This window comes from Streptomyces sp. NPDC050704, assembly GCF_040654355.1.
Lineage (GTDB): Bacteria > Actinomycetota > Actinomycetes > Streptomycetales > Streptomycetaceae > Streptomyces.
On record NZ_JBFAHW010000094.1, the window covers coordinates 1 to 20,012 of the forward strand.

A 20,012-nucleotide genomic window follows, 5' to 3' on the forward strand; every position below is an offset into this window, starting at 1 on the left:
AAAGACGTGAAGCGGTCGAACAGGTAGGCGGCGTCGTGCGGGCCCGCTGCCGCCTCGGGGTGGTACTGGACGCTGAAGGCCGGCCGGTCCAGCAGTCGGAGCCCCTCCACCACACCGTCGTTCAGGCAGACGTGCGAGACCTCGGCGCGTCCGAAGGGGGTCTCCGAGACGCCTTCGAGCGGGGCGTCGACGGCGAACCCGTGGTTGTGCGCAGTGACCTCGACCTTCCCGGTCGTCCGGTCCTGCACCGGCTGGTTGATGCCCCGGTGGCCGTACTTCAGCTTGTACGTGCCGAAGCCGAGCGCGCGGCCGAGGATTTGCTGGCCGAAGCAGATGCCGAACAGCGGCGTGCCGCGCTCAAGCACCGCCCGCATCACGGAGACGGGGTGGTCGGCGGCCTCCGGGTCGCCCGGGCCGTTCGAGAAGAACACGCCGTCCGGCTCGACCGCGTAGATCTCCTCGACCGTCGCGGTGGCGGGCAGCACATGCACCTCGATGCCGCGCTCGGCCATACGGTGCGGGGTCATGCCCTTGATGCCGAGGTCCACGGCGGCGACGGTGTACTTCTTCTCACCGACGGCCGGGACGACGTACGCCTCCTTGGTGGCCACCTCCTCGCACAGATTCGCGCCCTTCATGTGCGGCTGTTCCCGCACGCGGGCGAGGAGTTCCGCCTCGGCAGCGATCGCCTCGCCCGAGAAGACCCCGGCACGCATGGCGCCGCTCTCCCGCAGGTGCCGCGTCAACGCGCGCGTGTCGATGCCCGAGATGCCGACGACACCCTGCTCGGCCAGTTCCTCGTCCAGCGAGCGCCGGGAGCGCCAGTTGGACGGCACGCGCGCGGGATCGCGGACCACGTACCCGGCCACCCAGATGCGGGCCGACTCGTCGTCCTCGTCGTTCCAGCCGGTGTTCCCGATCTGCGGGGAGGTGGCCACCACGATCTGGCGGTCGTACGACGGGTCCGTCAGCGTCTCCTGATAACCGGTCATGCCCGTGCAGAACACCGCTTCTCCGAAGGCCACCCCCGCGGCCCCGTAGGCGCGGCCGCGGAAGATCCGGCCGTCCTCCAGGACGAGTACCGCGGTCACCGGTCCAGTCCGCACGCCGGGCGGCCGCCGCCGCTGTGGGCAGGGGGCCCGAAGGCGGGAGCGCACTCCAGGCGGAGCTGGGCCGCCGTACGCAGGACGGCCTTCTCGACCTCGCCGCTGGAGTCGCCGCGGAAGCGGAAGCGGGCGCCGACGTGCTCGTATCCTCCGACGCGGGGGATGACCTGGCCGACGGCGGGGACGACCGCGGCGTACGGCGCCTCGGAAGGGTCCTGCGGGGTCGGCAGTTCGTGGGCGGTCACCCGGCAGGGGGGCGGCACCGGGGACGGCACCAGCAGCCAGCCTCCGGTACGCCACCGCTCGGGTACGGGGAGGTCGGGGACCCGGCCCAGCTGGATGGCCGCAGCCGCCGCCATCAGGTCGATGCCGTGCACCTCCCGCCAGACGAACGGGATCTCCGCGCCGCCGACCCGGTAGCCCGCCTCCAGGAAGCGGATGCGGGGCCGGCCGTCGGCTGAGGTGCCGACGAACGCCTCCAGGTGGAACACCCAGGGATCGGAGCTGAGTGCGCCCGCGACCCGAGCGGTGAACTCGCCCAGCGGGCCGAGGAGTTCGGCGTCGTCGATCTCGACGGAGCCGAGCGCCTGGCCCTGGGTGAAGTCGACGCAGGTGTTGAGATAGCGGGAGGCCCGCCAGGGGCCCAGGCGGTCGCCCGTCCACAGACCGTCGATGTGGACGATGTCGTCGGGGCAGTACTCCTGCACCAGCCGCGGTTCCGGCGGAAGGCTGCCCAGCCGCGGGAGATCCGCCGGGGATTCGAGCCGTACGACACCCCGGCTGGCCGTGCCCCGGCGGGGCTTGACCACGACGGGCAGGCCGTGGCGGTCGGCGAAGGCGCGTACGGCCTGTTCGCCGGGGGCGTCCGCGAAGCGGGGGACCGGTACGCCCGCCCCCGACACGATCTGATTCATCATCAGTTTGTCGCGGAACCGGGCGAGTCGCAACGGCCTCTGGCCGGCGCAGGCCAGGCGCTCGCGGATGACGGCCGCCGTGTCCAGGTCTCCTTCGTTCAGGGCCAGCACCCGGTCGGGCGGGCCGAAACGGGCGCTCAGTTCGGTCACCGCCCGCCAGACGGCCGTCGTGTCGTCGGTGGCGGGGACGACCAGGGCGGCCGCGGCCGCGGACGGCACGGAGTCCTGTGCGAGGGCGGTGGTGACGTAGGTGACCCGGTGGGCGTGGTGGTCGAGGTAGTCCTCGTAGTGGGCGTGCCGGTCGCGCCAGCGGTGGACGACGACGATGTGCCGGCTCATACGCGCTCCGTTCCGGACACGGTCAGGTCCCGGACCCGGCCCACGGCGAACGTCGCCGAGACCACGGCGGCGCGGGCGGAGCCGAGGGCGTCGCGACAGGCATCGAGGTCGGGCTCGGGCAGACCGGCGACGATGTCTCTCGCGCAGTCGATCAGATGGAGCGCGGCCCGGATGAGCGGCTGCTCGTCGGTGTACCGCTCCTCGACGAGCTGTCGGGCGGAGTTCAGCTGGGTGATGGGGTCCGGTGCGGATCCCTTCACCGGGACGGTGGAGGCGATCGGGTTCACGGGCGGTTCCCTCCCAGGGATTCCCAGGTGTCGGTGCGGACCGAGCGACGCCGGGCGGCCGGGCACGCCGGCGCATGCGGGCCCGGCCGCCCGGTCGAAGCGGAGCAGCGGAATCGGACGGTGCGGTCAGCGCGTCTCGAAGCGGATCCGGGCGTTGACCGCCTCGCACCTGGCGACGGCGTCGTCGGCGTCGCGACCGGAGGCGATCGCGTAGCCGGAGACGCAGTCGGCGACGGTGAGCAGCGGCGGCACGGTCCCGCCGGCGTTCTTGCCGATCACTGCGGCCACCTCGGTGTCCCGGAACTCGTCGAGGTAGGGCAGGAACACGTACAGCACCTCGCCCTCGGGGATCGTGCGCACCTCGTCGGCCGCGTCCTCGGCGACCTCGACGGCGGTGACCGTGCCCGGCTCGGGGGTGAAGAACCGCACGGCCGCGCCGCCCAGCGGCTCGGGCGAGGTGGCGGGCAGTTCGTCGATGCCGAGCGGGACGGTGAGGAACATCCGGTTCAGGTCCAGGCCGAAGGCGCGCCGGACCAGTTCGGGGGCGCCGCTGCCGGCCAGCCGGGCGTGCGACTCCAGGACCCGGGGGCCCTGGTCGGTGAGGACGAACTCGCTGTGCGAGGGGCCCTCGGTCAGGCCCACCGCGTCCAGCAGCTTCGGCGTGAGCTCGCGGAGCTCGGCGAGCCAGGGGCGGGCGTACCGGCTGGGGGTGCTGACCTCCCATTCGACGTACCGCTCGTTCATGCGGTACTCGGAGTAGCCGATGGGCAGGTGACGGCCCTCGTGGGAGAAGGAGTCGACGCTGACGACCGGGCCGTCGAGGTACTCCTCGGCGATGATGCCGCTGGTGTCCGCCTCCTGCAGGGCCTGCCAGGCCCGTTCGGCGTCCTCGGGGGTGTCCACCGGGTGGATGTGCAGGCTGGCCACGCCGTCCACCGGCTTGACGATGATCCGTGTCCCGGTCTCGGCGCGGAAGTCCGTGATCTCGGCCGCGCTGTGGACCCTGCGGTAGCGCACGGGGCTCAGCCCGTGCTTGTCGAGCAGCTCGCGGGTGAGCGCCTTGTCCTTGAGCGCACGGGCGGTGGCCTCGGTGACGCCGGGCAGGCCGAGCGCGTCCACGACGAACCCGGTGGATTCGGCGGCCGGTTCGGTGGTGGTGAGCACGCGGTCGAACGGCCGCTCGGCGTGCAGCGGCTTCAGGACGTCGAGGACGGCCTGGCCGTCGGCGATGGAGGTGTGCACGATGCGTTCGCAGTGCTCGGCGACGGCCGGGTCGTAGGCGCCCTCCTCGTGGACGAGGACGACATCGATGCCGAGCTCCTTGGCGCCGGCGATCGGGGCCGGGCGGCCACCGACGACGGCCACGCGGTACTTGTTCATGGGGTTCCCTTCGTGCGGGTCGTGGAAGAACCGGGCCGGGCTCAGGCGGCGTAGCAGCGGCGCAGCCAGCGGGCCGTGGCGTCGGGGCGCGGGGCGAAGGCCTTGCGGCGGTGCAGCACCCGGTGGTTGTCGAAGATCATGAAGTCACCGGTGTCCAGGACGAGTTCGGCGGCCGGGATCGTGGTGAGCGCGTCGCTCCAACGGTCCAGGGCGGCGCGGGCCCGCACCGTGACGCCCCTGGTGGTGCCCCGGTCGTAGCGGGCGCGGTGGCGGCCCGTGCCGTCGGGCTCCAGAACCGCGGTGTGGCGCAGGGGGCCGATGGCCTCCCCGTCGTTGGAGTCGGGCGCGCCGACCTCGAACTCGGCTGTCCGCAGGATCTGGCGGGTGTCCTCGTCGAGGCGTACGACGACATCGTCGAGCGCGGCGATCTCGGTGGGGACCTCCTCCTCGTTGCGTATGGCGTAGAAGGTCAGGTAGGGCGGGGCGTAGAGACGGGGGTCGGAGCCCGGCTTGCCGAACGGCTGGTGGGGGTTGTCGGAGTGCCAGAAGAACTCGGAGTCCGCGCCCCAGGAGCTGGTGGTGCCGCAGGCGGCCGGGTTCGGCACGACGTTGCGGATGAGATGGCCGTCGTTCTCGTAGCTGACGGCGAAGGGGGTGCAGCCGATCAGGCGGATCAGCCCCAGGTGGAGGGCGTTGGTGACGGCCAGTTCGGGTTCGTCCCCGAAGCCGGTCACCGGAGTGTCGGGGAAGTCCTGGGCCGGGAGGTTGGACAGGACCAGCGCGTGCCGCGCGGCCGCTGTGAACACCTGGATGCTCTGCAGCACGTCACCGGGCAGATGGCGGCTGAGCGCGTACGCGCCGATCCCGGCGAGGATCGCGTCGTCGAGATCGGAGTCCAGCCGGCTCTCCGAGACGCGTTCCGATATCTCCTTGTCCAGCAGATCCCGGACGCTGTCGTCGATGCGGTGCCGGGCGAACTGGAGCAGGCTGGTCATCGTTTGTCTCCCATCGGTCTGTGTCACTCCTGTGCCGCGCACCGTTCAGCGGGCCTGCGACGGGGTCGGCGGGGTCCAGTAGGTCTTGTTGCCCGAGTGGCGGCGGCGGGCCATGGGGTCGCCTGCGACCCGGCTGAGCAGGCCGACCGGCGTCACGACAAGGCAGTAGACGAGGAAGAGCAGGAACGTGCGCATGGGCGGGTCCGATCTCCCGGCGCACCCGGGCGGGCGCCGGGGTTGGGGAGGCGGGGATCAGTCGAGCGGGATCTCGGTGCGCCAGTCGTGCTCCTCCGACCAAGCGGGCTGGGCGCCCTTGTCCAGCAGGAAGCTGCCGAGCGCCAGCAGGTCGATGTCGGTGCGCATGAAGCAGGTGTAGGCGTCGTGAGGGGTGTTCACGATGGGCTCGCCGCGCACGTTGAAGGAGGTGTTGACCAGCACCGGGCAGCCGGTGCGTGCCTTGAAGGCGGTCAGTACCCGGTGGTAGGCCGGGTTGCTGTGCTCGGTGACTGTCTGCACCCGCGCGGAGTGGTCGACGTGGGTGACGGCGGGGATGGTCGACCGGTGCACCTTGAGCAGGTCGAGGCCGCTCGCGCCGCCGCTCTCGGCAGCGAGCCGCTGGCCCGCCGTGACCTGGGAGACCACGAGCATGTACGGGCTCTCCTGCGGCAGGTCGAAGTAGTCGGTGGCGTCCTCCGCCAGCACCGCCGGCGCGAACGGGCGGAACGACTCACGAAACTTGATCTTGAGGTTCATGGTGGACTGCATGGCCGGGTTGCGGGGGTCGCCGATGATGGAGCGGGCGCCCAGGGCGCGCGGCCCGAACTCCATCCGGTCCTGGAACCAGCCGACGATCTTCCCCTCGGCGAGCCCCTCGGCGACCTCCTTGGCGAGCGTGTCGGGGTCCAGCCGCTGGTGCGGGATGCCGTGGGACTCCAGGTAGGCGGCGATCTCCTCGTCGTCGTAGCCCGGTCCGAGGAGCGAGCCGCTCATCGCGTCGCGGCCGGTGGCCGGGTGGTCGCGGCGCACCCCGCGTTCCATGGCGACCGCCTGGGCCGCGCCGAGTGCTCCGCCCGCGTCGCCGGCGGCCGGCTGGATCCACACCTCGTCGAAGATCCCGGCGTCGATGATCTTGCCGTTGGCGACGCAGTTGAGGGCGACTCCGCCGGCCAGGCAGAGCCTGGACTCGCCGGTGCGTTCGCGCGCGGTCCGTGCCAGCAGCAGCACGACCTCCTCGGTGACCGCCTGCACCGAGGCCGCGAGGTCGAACTCCCGCGCGGTGAGCGGTCCTTCGGGGGAGCGCCGGGGTCCGCCGAAGAGTTTTTCGAAGCCCCGGCCGGTCATCACCTGGCCGCGCAGGTACGCGAAGTACCGCATGTCGAGGCGGAAGGAGCCGTCGGGCTTGATGTCGATGAGCTTCTCGCGGATGAGGTCGGCGTAGCGCGGCCTGCCGTAGGGGGCGAGGCCCATCAGCTTGTACTCGCCCGAGTCGACCTTGAAGCCGCAGAAGTAGGTGAACGCCGAGTACAGCAGGCCCAGCGAGTGCGGGAAGCGGATCTCGGCGAGCGGGGTCACCTCGGTGCCGCGGCCGTGCCACAGGGTGGTGGTGGCCCATTCGCCGACGCCGTCGATGCACAGGACGGCCGCGGACTCGTAGGGGCTGGGGAAGAACGCCGACACGGCGTGCGATTCGTGGTGACGGCGTACGGACAGCTCCGGCACCCGGCCCAGGTCCAGGGCGGCGAACTCGGCGCGCACCCGGTCGGCCGTGCGCAGCTTGCCGCCAGGACCGAGCCAGGAGGGCAGCGTGTCGCGGAAGGAGGCGAAGCCGGCCGGGGCGGCGCCGGCGAAGGTGGCCAGCACCCGGCGGAACTTCAGCCGGGGATCCTCGTAGTAGGCGACGGCGGAGACGTCATTCAGGGTCGCACCGGCCTCCTCCAGGCAGTAGCGAACGGCGGACGAGGGGAAGGCGGGGTCGTGCCGCCGCCTGCTGAAACGTTCCTCTTGGGCGGCTGCGACAGGTACTCCGTCGGCGATCAGCGCCGCCGCGCTGTCGTGATAGAAGGCCGACACTCCCAGGATCAGGTCAGACACCGCTGCGTTCCTCCACGGAATGGGTGTGCGGATGGGGTTCGGATTCGGTCCTGCGCGCGGGGACGCGTCTCATCCCCGCCTGCCCGCGAGCCGTCCGCGACGGGCGGCCAGCCGGGCGCCCACGCCGCTCGGCGGATTCAGCGAGCGGTAGCCCACCCGCACCCGCCGCCAGGTCTCCTCCCGGCCACCGCGGCCGGGGTTCTCGGGCAGCGCGGCCATCAGGGTGTCCACCGCGTCCGCCGCCCACGCGGAGTGACCGGTGGCGACGTTGTCGATGGTGTTGTGGATGTCGACGAAGCGGGTGCTGAACCCGTACGCCTTCAGCGCCAGCCGGGCCCTGCGGTAGGTGCCGCCGACTCCCGACAGCTCCATGGCCAGGTTCAGCCCCAGCACCTCGGGCAGGAACGTCCTCGGGAAACGGCCGACACACAGCCAGTACACCGGCAGCTCGAACGACTCGTCCCGGAAGCCGGGCCAGCGGGCGAACTCCGCCGAGTCGGTGGGCGGCAGGTCGACGCCCATCTCCTTGAGGACGTCGCGGTAGATGAGCGGATGGTTCAACCGCGGCTCGCCGTTGCCGAGTTCGTCCCAGTACGTCTCGAAGAGCGAGTGCCCGATCGCCGAGGACGCCTGCTCGTAGTCCGTGAAGCCCTGCAGCCAGCTGCCGTCGATCAGGGTCAGTGGCGCCGTCTGCACGGTGTCGTCCACGACGGCCTCCCGGGAGGGCAGCGAAACCTCCGCGTTCTCCTCGAACTCGGCCCCGTGCCGGTCGTGCTGGGCCTGCAGCCAGGGCCGCAGCCCCTCGCGTCCCCAGCGCTCGGGAAGGGGCATCGCCGAGGAGTCCATGCCGTGCCCGGAGCGGGCCAGCCAACCGGCGACGTACCGCTGTGCCCAGGACCGCAGCGCCGGGGTGTCGGTGCGCCGCATCAGCAGGTGGTAGGCCTCCCGCACACCGGAGGGAGCACGGCCCGGGTCCCGGTGGCCCGCGCGCAGGGCGGCCACCACGGCGGTGGGAGCGGCGACCGCCGGGAGAGCGAGCGGGGCACCGGTACGGGACCGACCATCGGCCCCGGCGTCGGCCGTGCCCCTCGTACCGGCCTCGGCGCCGGGTCCGGTCGGCAGGGAGTCGATCCAACGGCGGATGACGATCAGGTCCTCGGGGGAGAACACCCGGAACATCGGGCCCCGCTCGCCGACCAGGCCCCGTACCAGGGCACTGGCGGAGGCGCGGCCGGGTTTGACCAGCTTGCTGCGGGACAGGGCCTCCAGCAGCGGCCCCGCGTCGGTGCGGCACTCGGCGAGCCAGCCGGCCAGCGGCTTGCCCTCCAGCTGGAACCGGTGGTGGTACACGGCGCCTTCACGGGAGCGCTGCCGCATCAGTTCCGCCATGTCGAACGCCGGATCCCCGGCCGCGACCAGCTCCGCGTACAACCCCCCCGACCATGCGCGCAGTGTGCCCAGCGTCCAGGCGAAGCCCCGGCGCACCGCCTCGGCGGCCCGGTCGCCGTCCTGGGCGACCAGCTCGTCGACCAGGGCCCGGCACTGCCGGTCCGGCCGCGCCGTATCTTCGACGCTCCCGGCGTCTTCGGCGTCCCGCGGCAGGGAGGGGTCGATGGCGTCCCAGTCGGCCTCCGTCGGCCGGGCCCGCCGGACCATCGTCAGGGCCGGCAGCAGGCCGACCGTACGCAGGCACAGGTCGGCGCCGAGGAGTTCGCCGCGGAACTCGTCCGGCCGCCGGCTCATGGCCAGCAGCAGGCCCGGCAGCTGGAACGCGCTTTCGGGTATGCGCTGGTCACCGGTGAGCCGGGCCGCCGGTACGGCGTTCTCCGCGAGCCGCAGGCGGCGCAGCAGCTCCAGGAAGGCGCTGCCCCGGGAGGCGTGCGGGTGTCCGGCGCCCACGTCGGCTGCGTACAGCGCGAGGATCCGCAGGACCACCGGGACCTCGGCGTTGCCGGGAGCGCTCAGCCACTGGAGCCAGGCGCCGGAGACGAGGGAGAGCGGGGCGCAGCCGAGCACGGCACGGCGCACCAGCACCTCCTGGTGTCCGGCCGGGCGGCCGTCCTGGTGCTCCGGACCGAGCAGGTCCGTGAACCGCTCGCTCTCGGCGGCCGCCCAGTCGGCGGTTTGCCGGACAAGGTCGTCGAGGGGGGCCGCCCCGACGTCCGTGCGGCGCAGCTCGGCGCGGACCTCCTCGACGAACCTGCCGTCCGGCACCGAGGCCTCCGGGTCGGCGGCGTGGGAGTACACGGCTCGGGCGGGTCCGCCGTCGCCGGGTGGCTGGGAGTGCGGGGGCGGCGTCGCCGGGGCGGCTGCCGTGTGGCTGTGCATCCTTCTCCTTTCGGTAGGCCTGTTTCTCGTCGGCCGCTCAGAACATGGGATAGATGGATGCGTCGTTCTTTCGGTTGGCGCGCTTCTTGCGCCGGAACACCAGGTCCGCGATCTTTCGCAGAAGGGACATCGGGCAATCGCCTGCTCTCGGAAATCGGAAATCCGGAAATGGGGTGGGTGACACGGAAAAGCCGGAGCGGGGAATTCAGGAAATGCCCAGGGTCTCGGCCAGGACGCGGGCCACCAGGTCGTAGCCGTGGTCGGTGTAGTGCGCCCGGTCCACGTAGATCCAGTCCCGCTCGGTGACCGCCTCGGCGACGATCGGGTTGAGGTCGACGTAGCCGATCCCGAGCTTCTCGCAGCCGGCGCTCAACTTCTCGGAGAAGGCGCGGGCCACCTCCTTGCGGGAGATGTCGCCGTAGAGCGCCTCCCAGGTGCCCAGCTTCGAGATGCGGTCGATCTCGTCGAAGAGCAGCCGCTCCTGGGGTGCGTGCCGGTCCCGCATCCACAGCGCCATCGGCTGCAGTACGTACGTCAGCCGGGCGGCCGGCCCGGCCAGCCGCCGCCAGCTGTCCAGGTGACGGAGGGTCAGGTCGGCGGCGGCGTCGATGACCGCGAGGACGTCGCGGCGGACGTCGTCGTGCGTGGAGATGGTGCGGCGGCGCTCGGTGCGGCGGCCGATGAGCTTGCCGGAGGCAGCGGCCCTGCGGTTGCTCTCGCGGAGTTCCTCCATCTTGTCGAAGTACTCGCCGCAGAACCAGAACGCGCCGTGGTCGCCCTGCTGCCACTCGGGCAGCCTGCCGACCGTGAGGTCGTTGAGCCCGGAGAAGACCACGATCTCGTCGATCTCGGGCAGCAGATGGCGGTAGAGGGCGAACAGCAGCAGTTCCTGCGTCGAGTTGTAGCAGCGGCCGCCGAAGTTGAGCCAGGGCACGGACGGGGCGTGTTTGCGCCACAGCTGGGAGGCGAGCGTGGTGGCGTCACTGGTGGCGCCGATGCCGAGCACGGTGGAACTGCCGGATATCAGGCGCACCGGACCGGCGGGCACGCGCCCCGCCGCGGAGGCCGTCCGGCCGTCCGGGCCGTGCGAGAGGCGGAAGCCCGCTCGGTCCGTGTTGATGACGGATGACCGGTAGTCGGCCCGGTGGAAGTACATGAGGTACGGCAGGTAGCGGGCCTCGCCGCGGTCGTCGAATCGCGCGTACTCCTGCATCTGCGGGGTCAGTTCGTCACGCTGGAGCTTCACGTCGGCGCACTCCTCGGCTCATGAAGGGACAACTCGGGAAGGGAGAATCGACGGAGAAGGGCGGGCTGACCGCTCAGTCCCTGAACAGGTCGGGCTGACCGCTCAGTCCCTGAACAAGGGCCCGCGGTGCAGCTGGTGCTGGGCCGCCTGGGCCAGCGGCCGGACCACGAGCTGATCGACGTTGACGTGCTGGGGCAGGCCGACGGCCAGCGCCACGCACTCGGCGACATCGTCCGCGGTGAGGGGGCGATCGACGCCTTCGTAGACCGCTGCGGCCCGTTGGGCGTCACCGCGCATCCGGTTGAGGGCGAACTCCTCGGTCCTGACCATCCCGGGCGCCACCTCGACCACCCGGACGGGCTCGCCGCACAGCTCCAGCCGCAGGGTCTCGGCGAGAGCGCGCTCGGCGTGCTTGGCGGCGCTGTAGCCGCCGCCTCCCTCGTAGGCGGTGAAGGCCGCGGTGGAGGTCACGGTGACGATGGTGCCGCCGCGGCCGGCCCTCAGCAGCGGGAGCAGGGCCTGGGTCATGCGGAGGGTGCCCAGCACGTTCACGGAGTACATCCGCTCCCAGTCCGCGGCGTCCGCCTCGGCCACGGGGTCCGCGCCCAGGGCGCCTCCCGCGTTGTTCACCAGGACGTCGCAGGAGCCGAGTTCGGCGGCGAACCGTCGTACGCCCGCGTCGTCGGTGACGTCGAGGACGTACGGCCGTATGCCGGTCTCCGCTGCCAGCCGGTGCAGCCGCTCCGCACGCCGTGCCACGGCCACCACGTCGAAACCGTCCTTCGCCAGCCGGTGCGCCGTCGCCGCGCCGATTCCGCTGCTCGCCCCGGTCACCACGGCTATTCCGGCCACCAGCGCCACCACCTTTTCCCTCGTCCGGAATTCCGCACAGGTCGATAATTTCTTCGTGCGGTGAGAGCTTTCCCGACGCGGGAGGCGTACTGAACCGTGCGCATTGTTCGGAACTCCGCAATGCGGGAACCTGCAGGACGGACAAAAAGGAACGAGCAGGCCCTCCGGGCAGGCTCGGTTGCCTGCCTCTACGACGTCACGACGCGACGGGCTGTGCCGCGTACCCGCGTACCCGCGTTCACGCTTGAGGTCGGGGGTGTCCGGGCGACGCGGCTCGTGGCACGGCGCAGGATCGGCGGCGCCATGACCGAGGCGACCATCGCTACGAGGACGACGGGTGATCCCGCAGGCCTGATGACCTGACAACTGCCCTGCCTGAACCAGGAGAAGGACACGTGTCCGCTGGGTGGCGGACGGCTGTAACGCGTCCTCGCCTTCCGCTTCGAGATCTGTGTCGTGGATGGGCCCGAGGGTGAGGAACTGGCCCGGCAGCAGGCCGCGGTGACCCGGGACGTGGTGCTCCGGGTTGCCGAGCACCATCGGGAAGCCGACCGGGAGCCCGACGGGCAGGAGGGCACGCCTTCGCCACAGCGCGACACTTGAGCGACGCACCGCCGGGCTGGGCGGGTGTTTCGGCCCCTCGAAGTCACTGTGCGTGAGGGGACGCTTGCCGGAGTTCACCCCGCATGGCTCGAACCTGCGGCGGCGCCATCGGAAGGGGAATCAGTGGGCCGGATGCCTGTCTTGGCCTGCGGAAAACGCAAAGTAGCGGAGCGCCCCCGGCGGGGCACCGACAGCATCTGTACGGGCCCGGAGCCGCGGTGAGCTGGGGCTTTCCGCGACGGTGGCGGTGTCGAAGGTGTCCCGGCGTCGTCGTGGGAGTGGTTCCCAGTGAGCGCCCGGGGCGAAACACCGCGCGACGAGTCTGCGGACCTTCGTGACGCTTCTCCAAATGCCGGTGCCGGTGCCGGTGCCGGTGCTGGTGTCGGGTTTGAGGTGTGGGTGCGGCGTGGCTGCGCGTTGGTGGTGGCGTCGGTGGCCGCGTATGCCTCGTACGTGCATCAGCGGGAGTTCGCCCTGCAGGGTGGGGCGGATGCGGTGAGCGCCACGCTGTGGCCGTTGTCGGTGGATGGTCTCTTGCTGTTGGCGACGGTGAGGTTGCTGAACTCGTCCCGGAATGTGGGGCGTCGGGCGCGGACTGTGGTGTGGCTGGCCTTTCTTCTCGGGATCGCGGTGTCACTGGCGGCGAATGTGGCGGCCGCTCCGGCGCTGGCCTGGCGGCCGGTGTTGGTGGCGGGCTGGCCTCCGGTCGCTTTGTTGTTGTCGGTGGAGTTGCTGGTGCACCGTCCCGCCGTTCGTGACCACGGCGAGAGTCCGGAAGGTCCGTCGCAGCTGTGCGGCGAGACTCGGGGAGAGGGCGCCTCGCGGCGAGACCGAGAGATGAGGGGAGCGGATGGTCGTCGGGGAGACCTGGCGGAGCGAGACGAGACCGAGACTGTGCGGCGAGAGACGGGCCGCGCCAGCCGAGAGCCGACAGGCGGTGACGCGCCAGGGCACCCAGAGGCTCGGCCCGTGAGTGATGGTTCGTCGCGGTCTGCAGCTGGGGCGACCACGACGGCGGAGGAGGTGATGTGGGAGCACTTCCGGAAGGAGCTGGCTGCCGGTCGTGCGGCCAGTGGCGCGGAGCTGGATCGGGTGGCGGGTACGAACAACTACGGGCGGACCGTGCTGGCCCGTTGGCGCCGGACCGGCCGGATTTCGGAAACGGTGGATGGGGCGCGCGTGAGCGGACGGCGCAGCCACTCATGAGCACGGGACGGCATCCGTGAGGGCGGCGGAGATCCGGGTCGGGTGGTGCTGCTCCGGCAAGGTGATCTGGAAGGAGACGTGGTCGCTGTCCGTGTGCAGGCGGGCGGTGAGTTGGGTGGTTTCGAACAGGCGTCGTTGCAGCTGTTCGGGGGCGTCTGCGAGATGGCGGGCCAGGTAGGGGAGGGCGTCCAGAAGCTCGGCGAGGTTGTCGGTTGTCTAGGTAGGGGTGGCCGTGCTGAGAGTTCGGAGCGCGCCGAGGGCGTTGACCCGCTGGTCTTCCAGGTCGTTGTAGATGTGGCGGAGGGCGGTGGCGTAGGGGTCGTCGGCGGGGCAGTTCTGGGCCTGTTGCAGGAGATTGTGCTGGCGGCGGGAGACATCGTTCAGTAGGAGGTGCAGCCGGTCGCGTTCGCCTTGGCGTGGGTGGCGTTGCGGTGTTGGGCGCGTCCGAGGGTGGTGCCCAGCAGATCGGGCCGGTGGGGGGCGGAGCACATGGTTGGTGTAGAAGCGGCGAGCGCGTCCAGCAGGAGATCCTCGCGGATGTAGGTGGTTTTGGGGTGGCCGGCATAGGTGTCGGGTCGGCCGCGGTTGTTGGCTCGGGGCTGGCAGCAGTCGTTGGTGATGCCTTTTCGGCGTTTGCCGAACATGCGCCGGTTGCAGGCGTGCAGGAGCATGCCGCGTAGCACGTAGGTGCGGTTCGTCTGCGGATGGGTGCTGACGGTGCCCCCGGTCCGGGAGCCTTGGTCGGCCGGCGGTTTCTGGGTGGGGGCGCCGTATATCCACTTGGGGATCGGTGGTTCGTGTACCGGTTGGGGTGACCACACCCACAGGGCGGGGGCGTTGTAGGCGCCCCTTCGGGAGCGGCTGGCGTGCCGTGCGCGACGAACATCTCCGCACCGGCTCGGTGCCGACGCCGTTCTCCACCCAGTGCACCGCATCCGGCGCGATGACGACCAAGTCTCCCGGAGCGCAGCGAGCGGGCGCGAGGGTTGGACGGCCGCGAGGAGCATCAGGACGAGGGTGGTGGCTCCGAATGCACCGTGGGCGGTGACCACGGGCACGGACAGGCGGCACATCAAGGCCCCCTGACTTCCCGGAACGGGAGAACGAGCCAGATGCGGCAACCACAGCATCGTCCGTACCCGGTCGGGGCGGGAGGCCCGCCCCAACATCGCATCAGGGATGAACAGCTGCCTGCCGACCATCGTTTCGCAGGCCTGTCGGAAGGGCCGATATGGGGCCCTGACAGTCGTTGGCGCGTCCCGTACGATTCCTCCTGCTGTGTGCCGCAGTAGGGGGACATTGGGGGCTTTCGTGCTCGACGCGAAGCAGCATCAGGGCAAGTTCGGCGAGGACTATGTCCGTGTGCTTGCCTCCGCGGCAGGGTTGATCGTTTCGCAGGACGATCTCGACGCGGATGGGATCGATCTCGGATTCCGTGCCACCGGTCGGTACGGACGGAGGCAGTCACCCACCATTGAAGCTCAGATCAAGACATGGTCGAAGCCGTCCGGATCGTCCGGTCATCTGAACTACCGCGGGCTCAATGAGTGGCAGTTCAATAGGCTCGCCGGCCCCGACTTCACCGTTCCCCGGTTCTTGTTCGTCATCTGCGTCCCCGCGGACAAGGAGGAGTACGCGGCCATGACGACCGAGGGCGTCATGCTCCGTCACTTGGGCTACTTCGTCTCGCTTCGTTCTGAGGAGCCGATCAAGGATCCTGATCGTGAGCGAATACGTTCGGTCAGGGTTCCGACAGCGAACGTGCTCACCGCCTCTTCGCTGCGCCGGCTCACCGAGACCCAGTCGGACTGGTAGGGGAACCGGGATGACGATTCCGCTGAAGGTCGATGACATCGCCGGCTATCTGGCCGAGACGGGCTGGGAGCGGGACCCGCAAGGCTGGCGCGGGGCGAGTGTGTGGCAACACGCAGGCGACTACGAGGTGTTGGTGCCTGCTCGCGACGGCATGGGGGACAACGAGCGCCGGGTCCGGGAGATCCTTCGCTGTCTGTCCGCGGTGGAGGACCGACCGGCGGGCGACATCGCCCTGGAGATCGCCCGCCCGCAGCTGGACAAGCAGTATTTCCGGACGTTTCCCACGGGGCACGACCCGGGTTACACGTCGCTCCTCTTAGGTGCGCAGGCCGTGGTGGGTGTCCGCAACCTCCTGAGTGCGGCGACGCGCACCGTCGTGCAGGGTCCGCACTTCTCCTTCGTCGGCCGGGCACCGGGCGTGGTGGGTGACCTCCTGCGTGCGGCCGAACTCGGCCCCTCCAAAGCCGGAAGCTACGTCGTGGAGACCCGGGTGCCGGCGGATACGACGGCTCAGGCCCCGAGTGGAGAGCAGATCGCCGGCCGGACCGTGCTGGTTCAGATGCATGAAGCGGTGAGCGCCGCCCGGGCGGCCGTAGCGGCGGACGAGCCCGCGGCATTCGACGAAACCGTCACGGCCGGCGTCTCGGCGGATCTCTGCAAGGCGCTCAGCGAGCTTTCCGGCTCCGACCGGAGCGAGCCGTTCGAGATCACCTTCCGGTGGGCGCGCTCGCAGCCACTCGACGCGCCGTCCCACGTCGTCGCATTCCCCGAGACCTCGGGATCGCTTCTGTCGGCGGCGGCCAACCGGCTTCGTGACCTCAACGCCACCGGTGCCGCGACGCTCTCCGGCGTGGTCGAGGGACTGCACGACGACGCGGCCGGCAACGACCGGTGGCGGATCAAGATCCGCGGCGAGTTGCGCACCGAGCACGCCGAACTGGTCCGGCGGGCCGTCTGGGTGCGGCTTCCGGACCAGGCCTCGTACGACCGGGCGATCACCGTGCATCGGGAGCAGCAGGAGGTCACCGTGACGGGCGAGTTGTCCAGCGCGACCGGCCGGGTGGAACTGGTGCCCGGGCCAGGGCTCGACATCTGAACGGCTTTCGGCTCATCGAGGAGGGGTACTGTGCCGACGGAGTTGACCGTACGCGATCATGCATCGCTGTTTGCCCTGATGGTGGTCGCACGACCGGTGACCAACCGTGAACTGCGCGATCTCGCCGGACTTGAGGTCAGCGCGGAGATACGCCGACGAGCGAATCAGGATGTCGAGCGGATCGCGACCAGGAAACGCGGTGCGGTCAACACGCACCAGCTCACGCCCGCGGGCAGGACCTGGTGTGAGTCCGCCCTGGTGGCCGGACGTCCGGACGGAGCGAAGTTTCCGGCCGGTGTGCTCTACGCGGTGCTGGACAGCGTCGGACAGTATCTGGCGAGTTCGGGCACCAAATTCGGCGAGTTCTTCAAGCCCGACGTCGAGAGCTGGATCCGCGCGGTGTACACGGAACTCACCGTTCGCCGCGAACCAGGCAGCTGGGTCAAGCTGTCGGCGCTGCGCCCATGGCTCGAAGACATGCCACGGGGGGTCGTCGACGCCGAACTCGACCGGATGATCGAGCAGCCCGACGTACAGCTGATGGCCGAACTCAACCAGCGCGCACTCAGCGACCAGGACCGCGACGCCGCCGTCGACATCGGCGGCGAACCCCGGCACCTGCTGCGGATCGGGCCGGCGTGAACCGGGAGATCGCGGCCCTGAAGGCCATCCACATCAGCACCGCGCCGACGTCGGACGAGGTCTGGACGCCGGTGACCCCCTACCACGTCGACGGCCTTCATCGGGAGGTGTACCGGCGGCTGGAAAGGGCGATGAGCGCTGTCGAGCGCGCCCACTCGCCGGTCGCGGCGGTGGTATGCGGCGAGCGCGGATCAGGCAAGACGCATCTGCTCGGCTGGACCCGCCACGAGATCCAGGAGCGCGGCGGCTTCTTCTTCTACATCAAGCTCGTGACCGGCTGGGACTTCTGGGAGGGCGCCACCAACAGTCTCGTCGACAGTCTGTACCGGAAGGACGAGGGCGACCAGTTGCAGCTGGTTCGCCTCCTCGGCGGGCTTTCGCGCCAGGCCGGCCTCGACACGGAGACCCACAACGCCATCATCGGTGAGCGGGAGTTGACGCGTGCCCATGTCGACGCGTTCGTTCAGGGCATCCGGAGAATCGACCGGCAGGTGGGCAACGAGGCCGCCGATACGGCCCGCGCGCTGGCGCTCATCGCCTCCACAGGCGATTCCGCGGGGATCGGCCAGGCCTACCTCGCACTTGACGACGACGATCCGGGCCGGCGTGCCGCCTGGGGGATGTCACCCCGCGGGCGACGGGCTCAACTCCTGCTCCGCGATCTCACGCGCCTGTTCGCCCTCGTCGGACCGCTGGTCTTCGCCTTCGACCAGCTGGACAACCTGGTGTCCGCGTCGGAGACGTCTGCGCTGACGTCGTCCGGGTCCGGCGGGAGTCGGGCCGCGCAGCGGCTGAGCAGCGACATCGCCGCCGGCTTGATGGAGATGCGGGAGGAAACGCGCCGGACCCTGATGGTCGTGGCGTGTCTCCAGGACACCTGGGGGCTGATTTCCCGGTCGGCGGTCCGGTCCGCCCTGGACCGGTTCGAGGTCCTGCCGACGCTCGGAGCGATTCCCGACGAGGCCACCGCCGCCGCCATCATCAGTAACCGATTTCGCCAAGGCTACGAGGCCGAGGGGTTCACCCCGCCCTACCCGACCTGGCCGATCAGCCCGGCCGCGCTGGCCGAAGCCCCCCACCGTTTCACCGCACGGCGGCTGCTCAAGCGCGTCGAGAAGCACCTCGACGAGTGTGAGCAGACCGGCACGGTCTCCGAACTGACCTCCTTGACAAGCGAAGAGCCCAGGGGAGCCGCACAGCCCACGCCCGCGAAGGCCGGCAACCTGAACGCCTTGACCGAGTCCTTCGAAAAGCTCCGTGCCGAGGCCGACGATCTCGGGCCGCTCAACGCCGCCTCCGAGGATGACCTGATGCCCGCTCTGCTGGGCGCGGGACTGCGGAGCCTGGTCAAGGAACTCGGTGTGGACGAGACACGGTTCCTCATCGAGACGGACTTCGGCCGCAAGGCGGCGCTGCACGCCCGGCTGCGTCATGTCGTCGACGAGGCCAGCGAAAACGAAGTCCACTGGTCCTTGCGGGCGATCGCCACGGACAACCCTCGCGCCGCCCAGACCCGGATCCGCAACGCGGCTGTGGAGGCCGGCCTGGCGGCCCAGCTGACGAGCCGCCGTCTGATCCTGCTGCGGAACACCCCGTATCCGAGCGGCGCCAAGACCAAGGAGATCAAGGACGACTTCGAGGCGCGGGGCGGGATGTCGTTACCGATCGGCGCCGCCGATCTCCGGACCCTGGCCGCTCTCCGGGCCATGCTCGACGACCGTGCGTCAGGCCTGGCCGAATGGCTGCGGCAGGAACGCCCCGCCTCCCGCACAGAGGTCTTCACGCCGGTGCTGGCCGATCTGCGGCAGCAACTCGGCATCACGGCCACGGACACCGGCTCCGGGGCGGACGCGGCGGACATGCCGGAGGACGCCGAGCCGGCTCGTACCGAGATCGTCATCGGCACCACGGTCCGGGGCCGCCGTCCGTTCGCGGTTCCCATGGAACGGCTCCGGATGCACACCGCTGTGGTGGGGGCCGCGGGATCGGGCAAGACGGTCCTGATCAAGCGACTCGTGGAGCAATGTGCTCTACGCGGTGTCTCGGCGATCGTGCTGGATCCGAACGACGACCTCGCACGGCTGGGCGACCCCTGGCCGCGCACGCCGGATCGCTGGGCGGACGCACATGAGCGCGAGGCTCAACGCTATTTCGCGGACGTCGAAGTGACGGTGTGGACGCCGGGCCTGAACCGGGGACGCCCGATCTCCTTCTACCCGCTCCCCGACTTCGGTCCGGTCCTTGACGACGAGGACGACTTCCCACGTCTGGTCAGGTCGACCGTGACATCGCTCGCGCCGCATGCCGGCATACGCGGCAGCAGTGCTCGCGCGACCCAGCAGCTGGGGGTCCTCAAACGTGCCCTCGAACAGTACGCGCGCGACGGCGGCAAGACCCTGGCCGATTTCGTCGAGCTGCTCGCCGAGCCCCCGCCCGACATCGTCAACAGCAGGACCAGGCGCTTCGCGGTTCAGATGGCGGACACGCTGGAAGCCGCGATGGAGACCGACCCGCTGTTCGGGGAGTCCGGCGCACCCGCCGATCCCGGGATGCTCCTGATCCCGTCGCCGGGAAAGACCGCCCGTATCTCGGTGATCAGCTTCGTCGGCCTGTCCGGCGACGGACCGGCCCAGTTCGTCAGCCGCCTCCAGGCGACCTTGTTCTCATGGTTCCGGGCGCACCCGGTCGGCGACCGTGCCCTGGGCGGGCTGCTGGTGATGGACGAGGCGCAGAACTTCGTACCGTCCGGTGCGGCGAATCCGAGTACGGAGAGCACGGTCGAACTCATCCGCCAGATACGCAAATACGGACTCGGGATGGTCCTCGCCTCGCAGACGCCCAGGGGGATCCACAACCAGGCGCTGGGCAACACGGTGAACCAGTTCATCGGCCGCCTTACCGTTCCCGCTCAGATCAACGCCGTCGAGACCATGGCGGAGGCGCGGAACGCGGTCCTCGACAACCTCGCCGGTCTCCAGCGCGGCACGTTCAACGCCGCGACCGAGGGGACCGGATTCAGCAAGATCGAGGTGCCGATCTGCCTCAGTCACCACGATGTGCCGCTCACGGAGGACGAGATCATCGAGCGAGCCCGCCGGGGTACCTGAGCGGT

Annotated in this window: 18 protein-coding genes; 7 read left to right on the forward strand and 11 right to left on the reverse strand. The window is 70.4% G+C overall.

Annotated features, from left to right (window positions below; all coding sequences use genetic code 11):
• The 10 genes from carA to AB0I18_RS38190 form a co-directional block, all read right to left on the reverse strand.
• Positions 1-1,091: glutamine-hydrolyzing carbamoyl-phosphate synthase small subunit (gene carA / locus AB0I18_RS38145; RefSeq protein WP_363110301.1), on the reverse strand; the 1,091-nt coding region annotated here is incomplete at its 3' end.
• Positions 1,088-2,359 (reverse strand): biotin carboxylase, encoded by a 1,272-nt coding sequence (locus AB0I18_RS38150; protein WP_363110302.1) that lies wholly within the window; start codon positions 2,357-2,359, stop codon positions 1,088-1,090. The genes carA and AB0I18_RS38150, both read right to left, overlap by 4 nt.
• Positions 2,356-2,646 (reverse strand): hypothetical protein, encoded by a 291-nt coding sequence (locus tag AB0I18_RS38155; RefSeq protein ID WP_363110303.1) that lies wholly within the window; start codon positions 2,644-2,646, stop codon positions 2,356-2,358. Before AB0I18_RS38155 ends, AB0I18_RS38150 begins: the two co-directional genes overlap by 4 nt.
• A gap of 126 nt (positions 2,647-2,772) precedes the next feature.
• The gene (locus AB0I18_RS38160) at positions 2,773-4,026 is read right to left on the reverse strand and encodes an ATP-grasp domain-containing protein (protein ID WP_363110304.1); all 1,254 of its coding nucleotides are present in this window, start codon (positions 4,024-4,026) and stop codon (positions 2,773-2,775) included.
• Between the two features lie 41 nt (positions 4,027-4,067).
• Positions 4,068-5,021: a TauD/TfdA family dioxygenase gene (locus AB0I18_RS38165; protein ID WP_363110305.1), complete on the reverse strand. Its 954-nt coding sequence runs from the start codon at positions 5,019-5,021 to the stop codon at positions 4,068-4,070.
• A gap of 45 nt (positions 5,022-5,066) precedes the next feature.
• Positions 5,067-5,216, reverse strand: a complete 150-nt coding sequence (locus AB0I18_RS38170; RefSeq protein ID WP_363110306.1) for a hypothetical protein — start codon at positions 5,214-5,216, stop codon at positions 5,067-5,069.
• A 57-nt stretch (positions 5,217-5,273) separates the two neighbouring features.
• Positions 5,274-7,112, reverse strand: a complete 1,839-nt coding sequence (locus tag AB0I18_RS38175; RefSeq protein ID WP_363110307.1) for a carbamoyltransferase — start codon at positions 7,110-7,112, stop codon at positions 5,274-5,276.
• A gap of 69 nt (positions 7,113-7,181) precedes the next feature.
• Positions 7,182-9,440: an iron-containing redox enzyme family protein gene (locus AB0I18_RS38180; protein ID WP_363110308.1), complete on the reverse strand. Its 2,259-nt coding sequence runs from the start codon at positions 9,438-9,440 to the stop codon at positions 7,182-7,184.
• 205 nt (positions 9,441-9,645) lie between these two features.
• Positions 9,646-10,686 (reverse strand): Inducer of phenazine A, encoded by a 1,041-nt coding sequence (locus AB0I18_RS38185; protein WP_363110309.1) that lies wholly within the window; start codon positions 10,684-10,686, stop codon positions 9,646-9,648.
• A gap of 102 nt (positions 10,687-10,788) precedes the next feature.
• Positions 10,789-11,538, reverse strand: coding sequence for an SDR family oxidoreductase (locus tag AB0I18_RS38190; RefSeq protein WP_363110310.1), 750 nt, complete (start codon positions 11,536-11,538; stop codon positions 10,789-10,791).
• 456 nt (positions 11,539-11,994) lie between these two features.
• On the opposite strand from AB0I18_RS38190, the gene AB0I18_RS38195 reads away from it, so the two are divergent.
• From AB0I18_RS38195 to AB0I18_RS38205, 3 genes are all read left to right on the forward strand, one after another.
• Positions 11,995-12,141 (forward strand): hypothetical protein, encoded by a 147-nt coding sequence (locus AB0I18_RS38195; RefSeq protein ID WP_363110311.1) that lies wholly within the window; start codon positions 11,995-11,997, stop codon positions 12,139-12,141.
• A 423-nt stretch (positions 12,142-12,564) separates the two neighbouring features.
• A complete protein-coding gene (locus tag AB0I18_RS38200; protein ID WP_363110333.1) occupies positions 12,565-13,347 on the forward strand; it encodes a DUF2637 domain-containing protein in 783 nt (260 codons plus the stop codon).
• Between the two features lie 42 nt (positions 13,348-13,389).
• The gene (locus AB0I18_RS38205; RefSeq protein WP_363110312.1) at positions 13,390-13,734 is read left to right on the forward strand and encodes a hypothetical protein; all 345 of its coding nucleotides are present in this window, start codon (positions 13,390-13,392) and stop codon (positions 13,732-13,734) included.
• Here the strand turns inward: AB0I18_RS38205 and AB0I18_RS38210 are convergent.
• Complete coding sequence (locus AB0I18_RS38210; RefSeq protein ID WP_363110313.1) at positions 13,728-14,018, reverse strand: hypothetical protein; 291 nt, start codon at positions 14,016-14,018, stop codon at positions 13,728-13,730. The two genes, AB0I18_RS38205 and AB0I18_RS38210, sit on opposite strands and share 7 nt — an antisense overlap.
• A gap of 640 nt (positions 14,019-14,658) precedes the next feature.
• Between AB0I18_RS38210 and AB0I18_RS38215 the strand changes: the two genes are divergently transcribed.
• Genes AB0I18_RS38215 through AB0I18_RS38230 form a run of 4 tightly spaced genes read left to right on the forward strand, consistent with a single transcriptional unit; the run spans position 14,659 to position 20,007 of the window.
• Entirely contained in the window at positions 14,659-15,162 is a 504-nt protein-coding gene (locus tag AB0I18_RS38215) for a DUF4365 domain-containing protein (RefSeq protein WP_363110314.1), read from the forward strand.
• A gap of 10 nt (positions 15,163-15,172) precedes the next feature.
• Positions 15,173-16,258, forward strand: coding sequence for a hypothetical protein (locus tag AB0I18_RS38220; protein WP_363110315.1), 1,086 nt, complete (start codon positions 15,173-15,175; stop codon positions 16,256-16,258).
• A gap of 30 nt (positions 16,259-16,288) precedes the next feature.
• Positions 16,289-16,900 (forward strand): hypothetical protein, encoded by a 612-nt coding sequence (locus tag AB0I18_RS38225; RefSeq protein WP_165261917.1) that lies wholly within the window; start codon positions 16,289-16,291, stop codon positions 16,898-16,900.
• Complete coding sequence (locus AB0I18_RS38230) at positions 16,897-20,007, forward strand: DUF87 domain-containing protein (protein ID WP_363110316.1); 3,111 nt, start codon at positions 16,897-16,899, stop codon at positions 20,005-20,007. The genes AB0I18_RS38225 and AB0I18_RS38230 overlap by 4 nt, the downstream gene beginning before the upstream one ends.
• Positions 20,008-20,012 lie beyond the last annotated feature (5 nt).

Excerpts from the sequence above, each read along its gene's own strand:
- AB0I18_RS38160 (WP_363110304.1), bottom strand. The coding sequence starts at position 4,026 with ATGAACAAGTACCGCGTGGCCGTCGTCGGTGGCCGCCCGGCCCCGATC.
- AB0I18_RS38150 (WP_363110302.1), bottom strand. The coding sequence starts at position 2,359 with ATGAGCCGGCACATCGTCGTCGTCCACCGCTGGCGCGACCGGCACGCC.
- AB0I18_RS38165 (WP_363110305.1), bottom strand. The coding sequence starts at position 5,021 with ATGACCAGCCTGCTCCAGTTCGCCCGGCACCGCATCGACGACAGCGTC.
- AB0I18_RS38180 (WP_363110308.1), bottom strand. The coding sequence starts at position 9,440 with ATGCACAGCCACACGGCAGCCGCCCCGGCGACGCCGCCCCCGCACTCC.
- AB0I18_RS38220 (WP_363110315.1), top strand. The coding sequence starts at position 15,173 with ATGACGATTCCGCTGAAGGTCGATGACATCGCCGGCTATCTGGCCGAG.
- AB0I18_RS38210 (WP_363110313.1), bottom strand. The coding sequence starts at position 14,018 with ATGCTCCTGCACGCCTGCAACCGGCGCATGTTCGGCAAACGCCGAAAA.
- AB0I18_RS38170 (WP_363110306.1), bottom strand. The coding sequence starts at position 5,216 with ATGCGCACGTTCCTGCTCTTCCTCGTCTACTGCCTTGTCGTGACGCCG.